Source organism: Anaerococcus martiniensis, from assembly GCF_043187485.1.
GTDB lineage: Bacteria > Bacillota > Clostridia > Tissierellales > Peptoniphilaceae > Anaerococcus > Anaerococcus martiniensis.
Genome location: NZ_CP171106.1, coordinates 292,787 through 309,902, shown reverse-complemented (window position 1 = coordinate 309,902; position 17,116 = coordinate 292,787). Strand labels below are relative to the sequence as shown.

General features: G+C 32.3%; 21 protein-coding genes. 19 read left to right on the top strand and 2 right to left on the bottom strand.

Annotated features, from left to right (window positions below):
- Nucleotides 1–6 precede the first annotated feature (6 nt).
- From trpS to ACF3NF_RS01520, 19 genes are all read left to right on the top strand, one after another.
- Nucleotides 7–1,095 (top strand): tryptophan--tRNA ligase, encoded by a 1,089-nt coding sequence (gene trpS, locus ACF3NF_RS01610; protein ID WP_394023646.1) that lies wholly within the window; start codon nucleotides 7–9, stop codon nucleotides 1,093–1,095.
- A 40-nt stretch (nucleotides 1,096–1,135) separates the two neighbouring features.
- Nucleotides 1,136–1,711 carry a uracil-DNA glycosylase family protein gene (locus ACF3NF_RS01605; RefSeq protein WP_394023644.1) on the top strand — a complete coding sequence of 192 codons (576 nt, stop codon included), beginning with the start codon at nucleotides 1,136–1,138 and terminating at the stop codon, nucleotides 1,709–1,711.
- A 111-nt stretch (nucleotides 1,712–1,822) separates the two neighbouring features.
- Nucleotides 1,823–3,130, top strand: a complete 1,308-nt coding sequence (locus tag ACF3NF_RS01600) for a sodium-dependent transporter (RefSeq protein WP_394023642.1) — start codon at nucleotides 1,823–1,825, stop codon at nucleotides 3,128–3,130.
- An 88-nt stretch (nucleotides 3,131–3,218) separates the two neighbouring features.
- Complete coding sequence (locus ACF3NF_RS01595; RefSeq protein WP_394023640.1) at nucleotides 3,219–4,157, top strand: L-lactate dehydrogenase; 939 nt, start codon at nucleotides 3,219–3,221, stop codon at nucleotides 4,155–4,157.
- Nucleotides 4,157–4,861 (top strand): YjjG family noncanonical pyrimidine nucleotidase, encoded by a 705-nt coding sequence (locus ACF3NF_RS01590; protein WP_394023638.1) that lies wholly within the window; start codon nucleotides 4,157–4,159, stop codon nucleotides 4,859–4,861. Before ACF3NF_RS01595 ends, ACF3NF_RS01590 begins: the two co-directional genes overlap by 1 nt.
- Nucleotides 4,854–5,066: a YbgA family protein gene (locus ACF3NF_RS01585; protein ID WP_394023636.1), complete on the top strand. Its 213-nt coding sequence runs from the start codon at nucleotides 4,854–4,856 to the stop codon at nucleotides 5,064–5,066. Before ACF3NF_RS01590 ends, ACF3NF_RS01585 begins: the two co-directional genes overlap by 8 nt.
- Nucleotides 5,067–5,314: 248 nt before the next feature.
- A complete protein-coding gene (locus ACF3NF_RS01580; RefSeq protein ID WP_394023634.1) occupies nucleotides 5,315–6,019 on the top strand; it encodes a type 1 glutamine amidotransferase domain-containing protein in 705 nt (234 codons plus the stop codon).
- 153 nt (nucleotides 6,020–6,172) lie between these two features.
- Complete coding sequence (locus tag ACF3NF_RS01575) at nucleotides 6,173–6,337, top strand: hypothetical protein (RefSeq protein ID WP_394023633.1); 165 nt, start codon at nucleotides 6,173–6,175, stop codon at nucleotides 6,335–6,337.
- Nucleotides 6,325–7,332, top strand: coding sequence for a cation diffusion facilitator family transporter (locus ACF3NF_RS01570; RefSeq protein ID WP_394024426.1), 1,008 nt, complete (start codon nucleotides 6,325–6,327; stop codon nucleotides 7,330–7,332). Before ACF3NF_RS01575 ends, ACF3NF_RS01570 begins: the two co-directional genes overlap by 13 nt.
- A gap of 189 nt (nucleotides 7,333–7,521) precedes the next feature.
- Nucleotides 7,522–8,514 (top strand): NADH:flavin oxidoreductase, encoded by a 993-nt coding sequence (locus ACF3NF_RS01565; protein WP_394023631.1) that lies wholly within the window; start codon nucleotides 7,522–7,524, stop codon nucleotides 8,512–8,514.
- Nucleotides 8,515–8,581: 67 nt separating this feature from the next.
- Nucleotides 8,582–8,959 carry a lactoylglutathione lyase gene (gloA, locus tag ACF3NF_RS01560; protein WP_394023629.1) on the top strand — a complete coding sequence of 126 codons (378 nt, stop codon included), beginning with the start codon at nucleotides 8,582–8,584 and terminating at the stop codon, nucleotides 8,957–8,959.
- 3 nt (nucleotides 8,960–8,962) lie between these two features.
- Nucleotides 8,963–9,172, top strand: coding sequence for a hypothetical protein (locus ACF3NF_RS01555; RefSeq protein ID WP_394023627.1), 210 nt, complete (start codon nucleotides 8,963–8,965; stop codon nucleotides 9,170–9,172).
- Between the two features lie 112 nt (nucleotides 9,173–9,284).
- Entirely contained in the window at nucleotides 9,285–9,794 is a 510-nt protein-coding gene (locus ACF3NF_RS01550) for a helix-turn-helix domain-containing protein (RefSeq protein ID WP_394023625.1), read from the top strand.
- A 324-nt stretch (nucleotides 9,795–10,118) separates the two neighbouring features.
- Nucleotides 10,119–11,072 carry a D-cysteine desulfhydrase family protein gene (locus ACF3NF_RS01545; protein WP_394023623.1) on the top strand — a complete coding sequence of 318 codons (954 nt, stop codon included), beginning with the start codon at nucleotides 10,119–10,121 and terminating at the stop codon, nucleotides 11,070–11,072.
- A 382-nt stretch (nucleotides 11,073–11,454) separates the two neighbouring features.
- A complete protein-coding gene (locus tag ACF3NF_RS01540; RefSeq protein WP_394023621.1) occupies nucleotides 11,455–11,763 on the top strand; it encodes a type I restriction-modification system subunit M N-terminal domain-containing protein in 309 nt (102 codons plus the stop codon).
- A gap of 19 nt (nucleotides 11,764–11,782) precedes the next feature.
- A complete protein-coding gene (locus tag ACF3NF_RS01535; protein WP_394024424.1) occupies nucleotides 11,783–12,265 on the top strand; it encodes a Csac_0668 family 2Fe-2S cluster-binding (seleno)protein in 483 nt (160 codons plus the stop codon).
- A 141-nt stretch (nucleotides 12,266–12,406) separates the two neighbouring features.
- Nucleotides 12,407–12,535: a hypothetical protein gene (locus ACF3NF_RS07900; protein ID WP_458103059.1), complete on the top strand. Its 129-nt coding sequence runs from the start codon at nucleotides 12,407–12,409 to the stop codon at nucleotides 12,533–12,535.
- Nucleotides 12,529–13,704, top strand: coding sequence for a type I restriction endonuclease subunit R, EcoR124 family (locus tag ACF3NF_RS01525; RefSeq protein WP_458103058.1), 1,176 nt, complete (start codon nucleotides 12,529–12,531; stop codon nucleotides 13,702–13,704). The genes ACF3NF_RS07900 and ACF3NF_RS01525 overlap by 7 nt, the downstream gene beginning before the upstream one ends.
- A gap of 14 nt (nucleotides 13,705–13,718) precedes the next feature.
- The gene (locus tag ACF3NF_RS01520) at nucleotides 13,719–13,949 is read left to right on the top strand and encodes a hypothetical protein (RefSeq protein WP_394023619.1); all 231 of its coding nucleotides are present in this window, start codon (nucleotides 13,719–13,721) and stop codon (nucleotides 13,947–13,949) included.
- 451 nt (nucleotides 13,950–14,400) lie between these two features.
- Here the strand turns inward: ACF3NF_RS01520 and ACF3NF_RS01515 are convergent, their stop codons facing one another.
- Complete coding sequence (locus ACF3NF_RS01515; RefSeq protein WP_394023617.1) at nucleotides 14,401–15,795, bottom strand: leucyl aminopeptidase; 1,395 nt, start codon at nucleotides 15,793–15,795, stop codon at nucleotides 14,401–14,403.
- 144 nt (nucleotides 15,796–15,939) lie between these two features.
- A complete protein-coding gene (locus ACF3NF_RS01510) occupies nucleotides 15,940–17,088 on the bottom strand; it encodes a uroporphyrinogen decarboxylase/cobalamine-independent methonine synthase family protein (RefSeq protein ID WP_394023615.1) in 1,149 nt (382 codons plus the stop codon).
- Nucleotides 17,089–17,116: the final 28 nt, after the last annotated feature.

Genomic DNA, 17,116 nt, shown 5'->3' with positions numbered 1-17,116 from the left:
ATAATTTTGCAAGAAAAAAATATAATTTTAACAGGAGATAGGCCAACAGGTAGACTTCACCTAGGCCATTATGTGGGTAGTTTGAGAAATAGGGTCAAAATGCAAAATGAAGGCAATTTTGAAAAAATGTATGTAATGATTGCCGACAGCCAAGCCCTAACAGATAATTTTGAAAATCCAGAAAAAATCCGTGAAAACCTAATCGAAGTTGCCCTTGATTATCTAAGTGTGGGTCTTGATCCTGAAAAAGTGACAATATTTATCCAATCTCAGGTTGAGGAACTAACCGAACTTACATTTTACTTTTTAAATTTAGTTACTCTATCAAGACTAGAGAGAAACCCAACAGTAAAAACAGAAATCAAGCAAAAAAATTTTGAAACAAGCTTGCCAGCAGGATTTTTAATCTATCCAGTAAGCCAAGCTGCGGATATTTTGCTCTTTGATGCAAATGTCATCCCAGTTGGAGTTGATCAAGAGCCGATGATAGAGCAAACTAGAGAAATAGTAAGATCATTTAACAATATCTATGGAGAATTATTTAAAGAACCACAGGCAGTTTTACCAGAAAACAAAGTAGCAAGAAGGCTACCAGGTATAGATGGGGCAGCAAAAATGTCCAAAACACTTGGAAATGGAATTTACCTAGCAGATGATGCGGCAACTGTTAAGAAAAAAGTAATGTCTATGTACACTGACCCTGACCACATAAATATAGATGATCCAGGAAAAGTGGGGGGCAATATAGTATTTACTTACCTAGATGTATTTTCAAATCAAGAACACTTTGAAAAATATTTGCCAGATTATAATAACTTAGATGAACTAAAAGACCACTACAAACGCGGTGGACTGGGTGATGTAAAGGTTAAAAAATTCTTGATAAAAGTTTTAGAAGAAGAGCTAGAGCCTATCAGAGAAAGAAGAGCCTATTATGAAAAAAATCTAGACCAAGTTTTAGAAATCCTAGAAAAAGGAACAGATAATGCCAAAAAAGTAGGCCGTGCAAAAGTAGAAGAAGTTAAAAAAGCTATGGGCATAGATTATTTTTCTGACAATAGATTTTTAGATGAAATAAAAGAAAAATACAAATAAGAGAAGCCACCAATTCTTGGTGGTTTTTTTGGAGGGAAAAATGACTTTAGATTATATTATAAAAGAAATTAAAGATGATCCTAGAAATGAAGAATATACAAAACATGGTATTGACCCAATCTTTCAAGTAGATAAAAATGCCAAAATCCTGCTTATAGGCCAAGCCCCAGGTAGGGTGGTAGAAGAAACAGGGATTCCCTTTAATGACAAATCAGGAGATAAATTAAGAAAATGGATGGGAATCGAAAGAGAGCAATTTTACTCAAAAGAAATAGCAATTCTACCAATGGATTTTTATTATCCAGGCAAGGCCAAGCAAGGAGATTTGCCACCTAGAAAATTTATAGCAGAAGACTATCATGAAAAAATATTAAAGCAAATGCCAAATATCAAGCTTACTATATTAATAGGAGCTTATTCACAAAAATATTATCTGGGTAAAAATCGCAAGAAAAATTTAACCGAAACTGTAAAAAATTATAGGGAGTATTTGCCTGAGTTTTTCCCAATTGTTCACCCTAGTCCCTTAAATATAGGTTGGCTAAAGAAAAACCCTTGGTTTGAAGAAGAGGCCATAGGAGAATTAAGGCAATTGATAAATGAAATTTTATCCTAAATTTTTTGATATAAATAAATATCAAATATTTAAAATCCCAGTTACCTTTACATCAATTTCAAATAGTGTTATAATCTTTTTATAACCAATCACGCTTTAAAGGGGTAAAGTATGAAAAAAGAATTTTCGTCCAAATTAGGTATTGTACTTTCAGCTGTTGGATCAGCAGTTGGTATGGCAAACATATGGGGCTTTCCATACAAATTTCAGGCGGGCGGACTCGTTTTTTTAATTTTTTATATATTATTTGCATCGATTTTTTCCTATGTTGGCTTATCTAGTGAATTTGCAGTAGGAAGACTTGCTCAAACTGGAACTTTGGGAGCCTATGAATATGCCTATGAGTCCAGAAAAAATAATTCAAAACTAGGACGCTATATTGGTTTTATACCTCTTATAGGTACATTTTTGATAGCAGTTGGCTATTGTGTAATAGTGGCCTACATTTTAAAAGGATTTGTAGATTCTCTGACAGGTCAGATATTTGCTATGGATGCACAAAACTGGTTTAACTCCTTTGCAATGGAGAAATATTCTGTAATTAGCTTCCATGCTATTGCAATCATCCTTACAATAATTACCTGTCTTGGAGGAGCATCATCTATCGAAAAATCAAATAAAATTATGATGCCTGCGTTTTTTATCTTATTTGTTGTCCTTGCAATAAAGGTAGCAACACTGCCAAATGCAAGTGCAGGTTATGCAAATATGTTTAAATATAATCCAGAAACCCTAAATATAAATACTATTGTAACGGCTATGGGCCAAGCATTTTTCTCTTTATCCATTACAGGATCTGGAATGATAGTTGTGGGTGCATATATTAGCAAAAAAGAAGATATAGTTAGCTCATCAGTTCACGCGGGAATATTAGATACACTATCAGGACTTATAGCATCATTTGTTATTATCCCAGCAGTAAGCGTATTTAATATGCAACAAGTAGGAGGTCCATCATTACTTTTTGTAACCTTGCCTACAATTTTAAAAAATGTTAGATTTGGTAGAATATTTGCCATATTTTTATATTTTGCAGTAATTTGTGCTGGCATTTCTTCCTTACAAAATATGTTTGAAGTTATAACAGAGTCAATTACAGCAAGGTTTAAAAACCTATCCAGAAAATCTGTTTTCTTAGCCTTGGGGATTATAGTTTTTGTACTAGGGGTCAATCTTGAAACTATTGATTCATTTGGTCCATACATGGATATTATTTCGATCTATATTATCCCAATAGGTGCATCAATTGGAGCTATTACTTGGTTTTATGTTCTTAAAAAAGATATGCTACTTAATGAAATTAATCTTTCTAGTAAGAATAAATATGGAAACAAATGGCATAAAATAGGCAAATTTGTCTATGTTCCACTTGCAATAGTTCTTACTTTCCTTGCCCTAATATTTAAAATATCATTTTAATATTTGCTTTAAATTTTTTAAATGTTATAGTAAATACAGTTATTAAATTAACAAAAATATTAATAACTTATTTATGAAGGGAGTAATAATGAAAGACAGTAAAATTATATTAATCGGTGACGGTGCAGTAGGTTCTTCATTTGCTTATTCATCAGCACTATTAGGAGTTGGCCGTGAACTAGGAATTATCGATATTAACGAAGAAAGAGTAGAAGGTGACGTATTAGACATTACAGATGCACTAAGCTTCGCATATCCAAAGCAAATATACAAAGCTGATTACTCAGACTGTAAAGATGCAGAAGTAGTAGTAATTACAGCTGGTATTCCACAAAAACCAGGTGAAACACGCCTACAATTAGTAGATAAAAACCTAGCAATCTTTAAAGATATGATTGGTAAAGTTGTAGATAGCGGTTTTGATGGAATATTTGTAATCGCATCAAACCCAGTAGATATTACTACATATGCTACACTTAAATTCTCAGGCTTCCCAGCTCACAAAGTTATAGGATCTGGTACAACACTAGATACATCAAGATTCCAAAAAAGACTTGGTAACCTATTAGGAGTAGATTATAGATCTGTAAATGCCTATATAATGGGAGAACACGGAGATACAGAATTCCCAGTATGGTCAAATGCAAATGTTGGTGGACTAAACATTGAAGAATGGAGAAAAACACATCCAGAAGTAACAGAGGAAGCTTTAGATAAAGCATTTGATCAAACAGTAAATGCAGCTTACGAAATCATCAACAGAAAAGGAGCTACATTCTACGGAATAGGTACAGCTTTAACAGCTATTGTAAGAGCTATCATAAATGATGAAGACGCAGTTTTCCTAACATCATCATATCTAGATGGGCAATTTGGACAAGAAGATATATATGTTGGTGTGCCAACAGTAATTGGTAAAACAGGAGCAAAACACATCATTGAAGTTCCACTTTCAGATGAAGAAAAAGAAAAACTTGACCACTCTGTAAAAACACTTAAAGAAATCATTAGTAACAGCGAATTATAATGATTAAATATATTCTTTGGGACATAGACAACACCTTGCTAGATTTTGATATGGCAGAAAAAGCCTCCATGATAAGTGGACTAAAAAGGCTAGGCATTGATAAAGTCAGTAAGGACAGCCTAGAAGACTACAAGAAAATTAATGACAAATATTGGAAAAAACTAGAAAAGGGCGAGATTACAAGAAAAGAAGTTCTCTTAGGTCGCTTCAATGAATTTTTTGACCAAGAAGGCATTGACTACGACCAGGACATTGTAGAAATCTTTAATGAGAACTTTCAAAAAGACTTGGGAATAAATGTAGCCTTTTACAAAAATGCTAAAAATGTTCTAGAAAAACTTAAAAAAGACTATAAGCAATATGCCATAACAAATGGCACCAAAGTTGCCCAAGAAGCTAAGATAAAAAACTCTGGCCTAGATAAAATACTAGATGGAGTTTTCATATCAGAAGACCTTGGAGTAGATAAGCCAAACAAGGAATTTTTTGACATAGTTTTAAAGCAAGTAGGCTCAAAAGACCCAAGAGAATATATAGTTATTGGTGACTCACTGACATCAGATATTAAAGGTGCAAACAACGCTGGTATAAAGTGCATTTGGTTTAACCCAAAGCATAAAATAAATGAAAAAGATGTCAGCATAGATTATAGCATCCATGATTTGGCCAAAGTCATAGATATATTGGATGATTTAAGTGACTGATAAAAATCAGAGGAATGCATGTGAAAAGCATTGGGCTAAGAACAAATACTTAGTTCTTAGCAAATCACATAAGATATACCTTGATATACGAGAATATCTTAAAAATGACCAAGTAAGCTTAGCTGAGCTAAAAAGACTCATAAAAAATGCCAAGGACTTAGAAGAAAGTCCTAAAGACATTGTAAATGCTTACTCATATATATGAGGCTATTTCATATATGATGCTATACTAGGTGAGAAAGAAGAGTTCTTATACCTCATAGACCAATACTGAGATGATATAATCGCTAAAGAAGAAGTACTAGATTATTTAAAATACTACTAGGAAAATATCCTAGCGATTATTTACAGAAATCTACAATATTTAAAGAATGACCGTAAACTTTTGTTTGCGGTTTTTTGTTTGTCTAAAATTTTGGGTAAATACTTAAATACGAAGAAATTAGGTAAAAAATGGACAAAAAAGTTTTAGTAGTAATGACAAATACCGATCATTATGGAGATGATGGTGAAAAAACTGGACTCTGGCTAGCAGAAGCAACAGAATTTGTAGATAAAGTCAAAAGAAACGGTATAGGTGTAGACTATGTAAGTCCTAAGGGTGGACAAGTACCCCTAGATCCAAGGTCTATGCAAAAGCCTTATGCTAGCAAAAAAGATTATGCTATCTTAAACTCCTTAGACTTTAAAAATAGAGCTATCAAAAATTCCCTAAAACCAGCAGATATAAATCCAGAAGAATATTTTGCAATTTACTATACTGGAGGACATGGGGTACTATGGGATTTTCCAAAAAATCGTGAACTTATAGAAATAGCACAAAATATTTATAATAAAGATGGATATATATGTTCAGTATGCCATGGTGTAGTAGGACTACTAAATATAAAAGATAGAAACGAAAATTACTTATTAGATGGCAGATATATAACAGGATTTACGGATGAAGAAGAAACTCTAGGTGGCAAAAAAGAAAAAGTTCCATATAGTGCCGAACAAGAAGCAAAACTTAGGGGAGCAGAATTTCTAAAAACTCTCCCATATACACCAAATGCAGTAAAATGCGGCAGACTAATCACTGGCCAAAATCCAATGTCAGGTAAGGCAGTAGCAAGAGAACTTATAAAAGATTTAAAGAAAAGAGAATTATATCTATAATATAAAATAAAAATTAAGATTCTAAGCCCTAGTTAATAAGGATTAGAAAATTTGAATCAATAATTAGATAAAAAATCGCAGAATATTGTACTGCGATTTTTAGCTGTAAAAATTTATTATTATATAGATGATACTCTTAAGCAAAGAAGAGAGTTGAAGATTTTGAAGCAATTTGAAGATTTTAGAAAATTAGACAAATTACAAAAAGAACGTGAAAATAAAATAATAAAAACAAGCATACTTGGAATAGTTGGCAATAGTCTGCTAGCTCTATTTAAAGTAATTATTGGTATGGCGCAAATTCTATTGCTATATTAGTTGATGCAGTCAGTAACTTATCAGACGCTCTAAGCTCTGTTATTACCATAATTGGTACAAAACTTGATGGCAAGGATCCTGATAAAGACCACCCCTTTGGCTACGGGAGAATAGAATATCTAAGTGCTATGGTCATTTCTGTAATTATTCTTTATGTGGGTATCTCATCGTTAGTTGAAGCTTTTAAAAAAATTATAAATCCTACTAATCCATCCTATAGTTATATAACAATCATAGTAGTTATCTTATCTGTAATAGTAAAATTAGTTATAGCTTATTATTTTAATAAAGTAGGTAAAGATGTAGACTCTGATGCTTTAATAAACTCAGGCAAGGATGCAAAACTAGATTCTGTCGTTTCCTTATCTATTTTACTAGCTGCAGGGCTCTACGTTTGGTTTGGGATTTCTCTTGAAGCCTATCTTGGCGGTGGAATATCCATTATTATTATAAAATCAGCCATAGATATGCTAAGCAAAACTATCTCCCAAATTCTTGGAGAAAAAATTGACCCAGATCTTGCAAAAGAAGTTATAGCGACAGTAGAAAAATTTCCAGGAGTAGAAGGAGCCAGCGCCCTTGTACTAAATAACTATGGGCCAAATGATTGGAATGGATCTATAGACATAGGAGTGCCAGATGATTATAGAGCTGAACAATTAGATGAGATAATTAGAGATATACAACTAGACATATACTACAAATATAGAATAAAATTGACCGCTGTTGGTATCTATCCTATAAATCCAAGCAACCGTGAGATTATAAATACTAAAGATGAAATTAAAGAAATAATATCTTCTCACGAATATATAATTGGTCTCCACGGTCTCTACGTAGATGAAGTTGATAAAGAGATAAGATTTGATGTTATTATAAGCCTCGATGCTAAAGATAGGCTTAAAGTATTAAAAGATGTAGTAACAGATGTAAAAAATCACTTCCCAGACTATAATATCGAGGCCTTTCCAAATATTGATTACACTGACAAATAATAAAATCTACCTTAAAAGTGATATGTTATACCAGCATATCACTTTTTTAATAAAAATTATAAGCCTACTTGAAATAACGATGGAAACAGTAAGGTAATACTAGGAGATTGTTTTGTAAATGACAATCTCAAATATTTTTACTTATATAATTGACTAGTCAATTATTGATGCAGCAATAAATAGGTACAAATGAAATTATTTGAAAAATTAAATGCTAAAAATATAAGCTTTAAAAATAGAATTATTATGCCGCCTATGGCTACTGCCAAGGCTGATGAAAATGGTCATGTGTCCCAAGACATACTTGATTATTATGATGAAAAGACTAAAGATAAACTTTTCTCAACCGTAATTGTAGAACATAATTTTGTTGACCCACTTGGAAAGGCAAGCCATAATCAAATGTCAATAGCAGATGATTCCGATATTGACGGTCTTAAAAAACTTGCAAAAGTTATAAAAAATAACGATGCCCAAGCTGTAGTACAAATATCTCATGCAGGTAGTTCTGCAAGTAAGGATGTCATAGGAGAAAGTCCACTAGCTCCATCTAGTGTTAAAAATCCTTCAAAAAAAGATGGGGAATTACCAAGAGAACTCACTGTTAATGAAATAAAAGAAATAGAAGATAAATTTGCAGATGCTGCCCTTAGAGTCAAAAAATCAGGTTTTGATGGAGTTGAAATCCACTCAGCCCATGGATATTTTCTAGACCAATTTTTATCACCCCTTACTAACAAAAGAACTGACCAATATGGTGGGGATATAGATGGTAGAATAAAAATCCACCTAGAAATTATCAAAAAAGTAAGGGAAAAAGTTGGATCAGACTATCCAATCTTTTTAAGGCTAGGTGCAGGTGATAATATGGATGGAGGACTTAGCCAAGAAGATGCAGTGTATGCAGCAAAGGAATTTGAAAAAGCAGGTGTCGATGTCCTAGATATCTCAGGTGGTATGTGCATGTTCTTTACAGATGATGATAGGGCAGGATTTTTCGACTACCTATCCAAACCTATCTATGAAGAAGTAGATATACCAGTTATCCTTACAGGTGGAGTAAAAACTGGCCAAGATGTAGAAGATATTTTAAATCGTGAAGTATGTGACCTAGTAGGTGTTGGTAGAGCTGTATTTAAAGACTCAAACTGGATAGAAAAAGAGATCAAGACCCTTATGTAAAGTAAATTCAAAAATAAGCTAAATAAATAAAAAAACTCATTTGCTTATAAATAAATTAGGAGGGTATATGAAATTTTTACACACAATGATTAGAGTTAAGGACCTTGATAAGTCCTATAAGTTTTATACAGAAGAGCTGGGCTTTGTTGAAAGTAGAAGAAAGGAATTTCCAGACAAGAAATTCGACCTCATATACCTAAAACTTCCTGAGTCTTCCGATTATGAATTGGAATTAACCTATAATTACGACCAAGAAGAAGATTATGATCTAGGAGATGGCTACGGACATATAGCAATTTCTAACCCAGATATCAAATCCTTTAGGGAAGAGTTAAGCAACAAAGGCTATGAAGTTACAGAACTTAGAGGTCTAAGTGATAATTCAGACAAGTACTTTTTTGCAACAGATCCAGATGGATACAAGATTGAGATTATAGAAAGATAATATTTGAAAACTTGCGATTTAAAAGGGCTAGCAGTAAAATCTGCTGGCCCTTTCTGTATGTTTGGGAGATTTTTAGGAGTATTTGACCAATCAGCAAACTTTGCATCAATACCAGCTGGGATAGTAGTAGGACTACTATTTGACTTTAACATTTTATTTAAAAGAATTAATCATCGATCTAGATTGTATGAAATGAGTAAAAAAATCAGGTAAATAAGCAAAATATAAATAAAAAACTAAAAATTACAGGAAAAAGTGCCCAAGTTGCCCTATAGTTGCTAGCTTTTTTTAAAAAATCCCCTTACAATAGAAAAAAGGAGATTTTATGATTGGAGAAAAAATTAAAAATAAAAGAAAAGAATTGAACTTAACTCAGGAATATTTAGCAAAAGAATTAAATATTTCAAGACAAGCAGTATCAAAGTGGGAAAAAGGAATTAGTGAACCATCTATGGATAATCTTGTTAAACTATCTGAAATATTCGGAGTTGATATAGGCTATTTTAAAAAAGATAGTGATCAAGAAGAAAATACCTCCCAAGCTTCAAGAATATTTTGGGATATTTTGTATGCAGCTATAGGACTTATTTTCTATTTGATATATTACTTTGGCATAGTAGAGGGAGCCTTAAACAAAGATCCAAAACAAATGCCATTTTTAATATTAACCATTTTTCTAATAATCTCAGTAATAGCTTTCCCACAAGCAGTGAAAAATATGGGAAACAAATTAGAAGATACAGACTATTTCACATTTTCAAAATTGATATTGCCAGTGATTTTTATAATATCACCCTTTATAGTCTTTTATTATATTTTTAAGAAAGAAAGATAAAAATATTGACTAGGAAAATATACTAAATAAAAGTAGATTTACCTAGTCAATTTTATCTTTATAAGTTTTTATTAATAAATTTATTCATTGGTCTTATATATCTAATTATATTCTAATACTATCAATTAAGTCCGGGCCATATTTAACTGTCTATTTCGCAACATTTTTGTTATAATTATATTAATAATGACTTTATATATATGATTGGATTTTTGCTAGGTGCAGGAACGACAATGTTAAATGTATCTTAAGATACTATATCATCTAAGATGCTTGCAAGAAAAGTTTAAGGAAAAGGTTGGATAGAGAAAGGTGAATTAAAAAATGAATAAATTGAAAATAGGAAACTTTCCGACACCAGTTTATAAAATAGATAGCTTGTCTGATTATTATGGGACAAATATTTACATAAAAAGAGATGATTTTTCTGGTTTAGAAGTTTCGGGAAACAAAATAAGAAAATTGGAATATTTGGTATATGATGCAATTGATAAAGAATGTGATGTTTTGATTACAAGTGGAGGAGTTCAATCAAATCATGCCAGGGCTACTGCTGCAGTTTCTGCCATGTATGGACTAGATTGTTATTTAGTACTTGAAGGCGCGGAAAAAGAATTTGAAGGCAATTTATTTTTGGATAAGGCCTTTGGAGCAAAAATTATATTTACAAACAATGTAAAAGATTCAATAGAGGAACTTGAAGCTAAGCTTTATGACATAGGAAAAAAACCATATATAATTCCTATGGGAGGATCCAATTATATAGGATCAAGAGGATACTTTGATCAATACAAAGAAATTTTATCTTACGAAAATGAAAATAATATAAAGTTTGATACTATTACTTTTGCAATAGGTTCAGCTGGAACATATGCAGGTATTTATCATGCCAATGAAAAATTATCAGCTGGCAAAAAGCAAATCCATGGCATATCTGTTAATAATAGCGAAGAATTTTTTATAAAAAAAGTAAGAGAAATTTTAAAGGACAGCAAAGATGAAATTGATACTTCAAAAATCTATATAAATGATAAGTTTATAGGTCCGGGCTATGCTAAATATAGAAAAGAAGATATAGAATTTTATCTAGATATAGCAAGAAAAACAGGCATATTATTTGATCCATGTTACACAGGAAAAGCATTTGAAGGATTTATTTCTAATATTGAAAACAAGTTCGATAAAAATGGCAATCATTTATTTATCCATACAGGAGGAATTTTTGGATGGACAAAAGAAATGAGAGAAATGGCCAAAGAAATAGTAAGAGAAAAATAGATATATAATTTCTAAGATACTTACAGTAGACTTATTAAAGAAGCAAGCAAAGACCAATCTTTAAGAAGCATAGGTCTAGATTAAAAAATTGAAAATGTGTCAAGTTCTTCATGACCCAACCCCAAAATCTGTAATATGGATTTTGGGGTTTTTTAATTTCAAAATATATATAACAAATTTACTAGTTAAAATATTATTATGTTATTGCGTGTTTACGTTCTCAGACGAAAACGATAGTTTTTTTATGCCTACTTTTTCTTAGAGACTTAGATAAAGGCGAATGTAGTAAGAAAAATAAATTTAGAAATTATAAATGCCATACTAAGAAGTCAATCAAATAGATATAGAGCCTATGTTATAATATATACATAAGGAGATGACAATGGAGACAACAAACAACCTGTACCAAAAACTCTGGTCCGCATCGGATGATTTGCGTAACTTTATGGATGCCAATGAGTACAAAAATTATCTACTAGGGATCATTTTTTATAAATACTTATCAGACAAACAACTAAAAAAGATATATCCTAAAAGAATAATAGATGTGGTTGAATCTAAGGACCTAGTTCGAGTTATAGTAGAGAAAAGGAGATACCGACAGGGAGAATATATTGTAGATACATTGAAAGAGGTATTAGATATCCTGATTAACTATAGAAATAATATTTATTTAGACAGGAGGAATTAAAGTGAGTCAAGAAAATAAGATAAATCAATCTTGCTGTGGTTCAATACAAAAAACCATTGGTACCGTGGAAGAAAAAGAAAATTGCCCCAAATGTTACGAAATAGGAGAAAAGGTTAAGAATATAACTGTAAAGCATATGGTATCAGAAAACCTTATGGGAAAGGTTGTAGATGAAGAAACTTACTATTTATGTATGAATGAAGATTGTGATGTCGTGTATTATAACTTAAACAATGAAAGAGTTTTTTATAAGGAAGAAGTAAAAGTTCCTATATGGTTAAAAAAGAATGCAAATCCCAAATATATATGCTATTGCAACCAAGTTACAGAGCAACAAATTATAAACGCTGTTTTAGATGATGGTGCAAAGAATATTAAAGATATTATTAGACTTACAGGGTCAATGAAAAATGGAAAGTGCGAAATTAACAATCCTTTGGGTAGATGCTGTAGTCCTTTTATTCAGGAAACCATCAATAAAGCATTAAATAGCAAAGAATAGTTTGCGACACATAATTTATAAAGTACGTCACAACAGTAATAAAATTAAAAATAATAAAAAACTATAGAATTAAAATTTTAGCGGTTCAGATGTAAAAATCTGGGCCGCTTTTTTATTTTCCCCGGAAAGGAGGTCACCTATATGGTAAATGATGAAGTTAATAATAAGGCTATAAATATTGAGATAAAAGTGGCTCAGTATTCAGCAAAGGCTATTTTAAAAGCTATGAAAAAGGAAAAACTAATTCAAGGAAATTTAAGGATATGGTAAAGAAAGGTCAGCTGGAAAATATTGATTTACAAAAGGGTGAAGTCAAGGAACTTAAAAACCAACTTAACCGATATGGAGTAAACTTTTCTGTAATGAAAGATAAGGAATCAGGCTTATATTCAGTATTCTTCCAGGCAAAAGATACAAAGGCAGTAGATCTAGCCTTTAAAAAGGCCATAGAAAGATATGAGAAAAAGGAAAATAAAAGAGACTCAACATACGATGATAGAAAAACTTATGGGCAGGTAGTAACATTTAGAACTCCCTTTGCCTTTCAAGAGGCTATAAGAGATGCCTTTAGCCTTTACTCCAATGGTGGGGGCAATTTTGTAACTGCACCTGATTACAAGGAAGCCAAACGCAGATTTGAAGATGCAGCAGCTGGATTATTACAATTTCAAATAGTAGATAATCCAGAGCTAGAGGTGGGCTATGAGAGCATGAAAGAGTTTTTGAAAGCCTTTCAAAAGTTTGATAAAGCCAATGCAGCTGTGATGGTTTATAGTGACTATACTGATGAAGAAAGTTATTTTAAAAATTTAATAGGTGAGGACCAGCTAAAAGAATACATGGAGTACTATGAATATGTAAAAGCTCTTATAGGCCCTGATGGGGACCAATCAGATGATGAACTTGACCTATTAGATATCAACTACCAACCTATTTCTATTAGCACCAACATCATAGACTATTCCTACCTAACCAGCCTTATCCAAGAAAAGGCCAATAGCAGGGGAGAGATGAACCATAAAAACGATGATGAAATAGAAAAAACTCTAGCAGAGCTTATCAAACAAAACCCAGCCAAGGCAGAGGTATATCGCCAAATTATAGAAGAAATAGACCAAAACCCAGATAAATACCAAAATGCTATCATAGATGAAGTAGCCAAGGACAAATTTAACACTATTATTCAAGCCAATATAGACGAATTTGCAGACATATATAAGGTAAACAAAGAAGACCTAGAATTTCTAATAGCAAATTACCCAATAGACAAAAAAGAAGTCAAAAAACCACTAGGCGAGGATAAGTTAATCAAAAATGCTGATAAAGACCTATACAACGAGGCAAATGGTAAAGACCTAAGCTTATTAAAATTTAAATCTATGCTTAGAAAAGACACCCATAATTTTATAAAGCAGAAGATTAGGCCTTATTTTGAGTAGCTAAGGAGATGCTTATGAGTATGAAAGATTCAGAAACTAAATTATTTAACCAGCTTAAAATAAATACTCCATCTATTGTAACAGATGGAGTGATCAATGAAAAAGAATATTTAGATTCAAAATATAAAATTCTTTATATTATGAAAGAAGTAAACTCTTATCAAAAAGGTGGATGGAGCTTGACAGAGTTTATATCAAATGGAGCTATTCCCCAGACATGGGATAATGTAGCAAGATGGACTTAGGGGATACTTAATTTAGAAAAAGATTTTGATTGGGAGTATCTAAGCAGAGATAACGATCTAAGAAGAAGTATATATCTTAAGAAAATAGCTTCTATCAATTTAAAAAAGACGCCTGGTAGACATACTTCTATATATAACGAAATTAGGTTGGCAGCTAAAAATAATAAAAAGATTATAAAAAAATAAGTAGATATATACCAGCCAAATATTATCGTATGCTGTGGAACTTCAGGATTATTTGTAAAGGATTGTCTAGAGTCTGACTTAGTTTGGCAAATGACTAGTAGAGGAATCGAATATATGATACTTGATAATACTATCATAGTATCATTCTCACATCCTGAAGCAAGGGTTGCAGACCAGTATCTATACTACGCATTAATAGACGCAATTAGATAAATACTAGAAGAATATCCTATATAATAAAGCTGCCTTATTGGCAGCTTTAATTTTATTTACTATAAGATTTTGCTAAATTATAAAGTGTTTTTACATGGACACCTGTTGCACCTTTTTCGTATAGGCCTTGGGCTTTAGACAAATATGCTGTGCCTGCTATGTCTAGGTGGACCCATGGTTTTTCTTCTATGAAGTTTTCTATAAATTGGCCGGCTGTAATTGTACCACCTAGTCTACCGCCTGAGTTTTTGACATCTGCTACTTCAGATTCGTTGTATTTTCTGATAGTGTCATCATTTGGTAATTGCCAGATTTTTTCATTTGATTCTTTGGCTGCAGCTAATACTTTTTCAAATGTTTCTTGGTCATTTGTTACAGCCCCTGTGTAGGTTTCTGCAAGGGCTACTAGGCATGCGCCTGTAAGTGTTGCCAGATCTACTATAAATTCTGGGTCGTATTCTGTAGCCCCGTAGTTTACTGCATCTGCAAGGGTTATTCTTCCTTCGGCATCTGTGTTATCTACTTCTATTGTTAGTCCATTTCTTGCTTTTATAACATCTCCTGGTTTGTAAGCTCTGCCTGAGATACTATTTTCACAAGCTGCAACTATTCCTACAACATTTACTTTTAATTCATTTGAGGAAATTGCATCCATAGCGCCGATTACTGTTCCTGCTCCGCCCATGTCAGAATTCATAGTTTTCATACCATTTGATGGTTTTATAGAATATCCACCTGAGTCATAGGTGATACCCTTACCTACAAATACTAATGGTTTTTGTTCTTTTGGTCCGTTTAGGTATTCGATAACGATAAGTCTAGGTGGATTGTCTGAGCCTTTTCCTACTTCTAGGTATGCAGTAAGGCCTAGGTCTTTGATTTGTTTTTCATCATAGATTTTAACTTCTACATTTCTTGTTAGTCTTTCTTTAGTAGCTTGGGCTAGACTTTCTGGGTAGATGTCATTTGAGCGTAGGTTTACTAAATCACGGGCGAAGGCTTGGGAGTCTAGGACTGTTAGTTGTTCTGGGATGGCATTTGAGTTTTCGTCATCTAAGTCTTCGTCATCTAAGTCTTCTTTGAAGTTGATATTCTCTATCTTAGCAGATTTTTCTTCTTTGTAGTGGTCAAAGCTATAGGAAGCTAGACTTACTGCTTCTATTATTTGGCTTAAAAATTCTTCATCTTCTATATCTACGTTTTCTTTTTCAAAGCTAAGCTCGTTTAGGTCTAGTTTTATAGCTGATTTTGCTAGTTTGTAGATAGCTTTTTTAAAACTTTCTTTGTCTAGTTTATCTTTTTCGCCTAGTCCCAATAGAATGGTGCTTTCGCTTGGATTTGGGAGTATTTCTCCTAGCTCTGCCTTAAAGTATGGGTTATCACTCTGGTTTTTGTAAGCAAATTTAACTAGATTTGCTTTTTTATGATTATTAAAACTTACTTGCATTGTTTCTCCTTTTTAACAACTATAAAGTCTTATTTGTAATTTGAGTATTAAATAAAATATACCCTTGTAATATGGAAAATACATTTATTTTATATTATTATCTAAATAAGACATTTAAAAAGTTTATCAAAGGTTTATATTATTTTATCCCCAAAACTCTTCAGCAATTTTTTGACCTTGGTCAATTTTTTGCCATTGCTCATCTATAGTCAGCTCATTTCCTCCATCACAAGATGCAAATCCACATTGGTGGGAGAGGTATAGTCTATCTTTATCTATGATTTGGCTGGCTTTTTCAAGCAGGTCTTTTACTCTTTTTTCGTCATCAAAGCTGTTAGTTTTGCTAGAGAGTAAACCTAGTACTATCTCATTATCCTTATCTTTAAAAACCTTTAGAGCATCTATAGATCCAGCACGTTCATCATCCCATTCCAGGTAAAATCTATCGTAATTTTGTTTCTCTAAAAATAGGTCTGCTATGGATTCATAAGATCCATCACTCATAGACCTAGAATCGTAGTTACCCCTGCAATTGTGGGTGTAGACTTTTAGGCCAAGTTTGTGGGCATAGTCTATCACATCATTATTTATTTCTATAAATTTATAGGCTAGTTCTTTTTTCTCTGCTTCTGTAGAATCAGCTGAAAATGGTGAATCTTCATTATCTTCTGCAAATAATTCCCACAAGCAATCATCAAATTGGATAATTTCACCGCCATCTTTTTTATAGTCATCTAAAAATTCTTTGTAGGATGTTTTCAAATCTTTTTCGAACTCGTCAATCTTACCAGCATAGTAGCCATCATCTAGTCTACCAAATAGGGATAATTCTCCATAGATGTGAGATGGGGAAGGGATGCATTGTTTTACTTCTTTATCGCCTGCTAGCTCTTTTAATCTTTTAAAGTCATCAATAAATGGATGGTTTTTGCCATTTAATTTATCAGTTAATTTTATTCCTATATCTTTTCTGGTTTCGTATTTTTCTTCATTATCTTTTTCTCTAAAGAAATATCCACTTTCATCGATATATCTTTTTACTCCATGTAGGCCCCAAACAAAGTCAAGATGCCATAGGGATTTGGAATATTCACCATCAGTTATTTGTGGCAATCCATGGTCAATTTGTGCATCGACTATATTTTTTACAGCCTTATCCTCAGTTTCTTTGTAGCAATCGATGTCATCGTAAAATGGATAAGTGATGTCATCCCTGTGTTCTATTTCGTTTTTGAATTTTAATAACTCTTCTTCTCTTAGTAACGATCCTACTGTCAAAAATCTTTCGCTCATTGTTAGCTCCTTTATTAAAAATATTTAG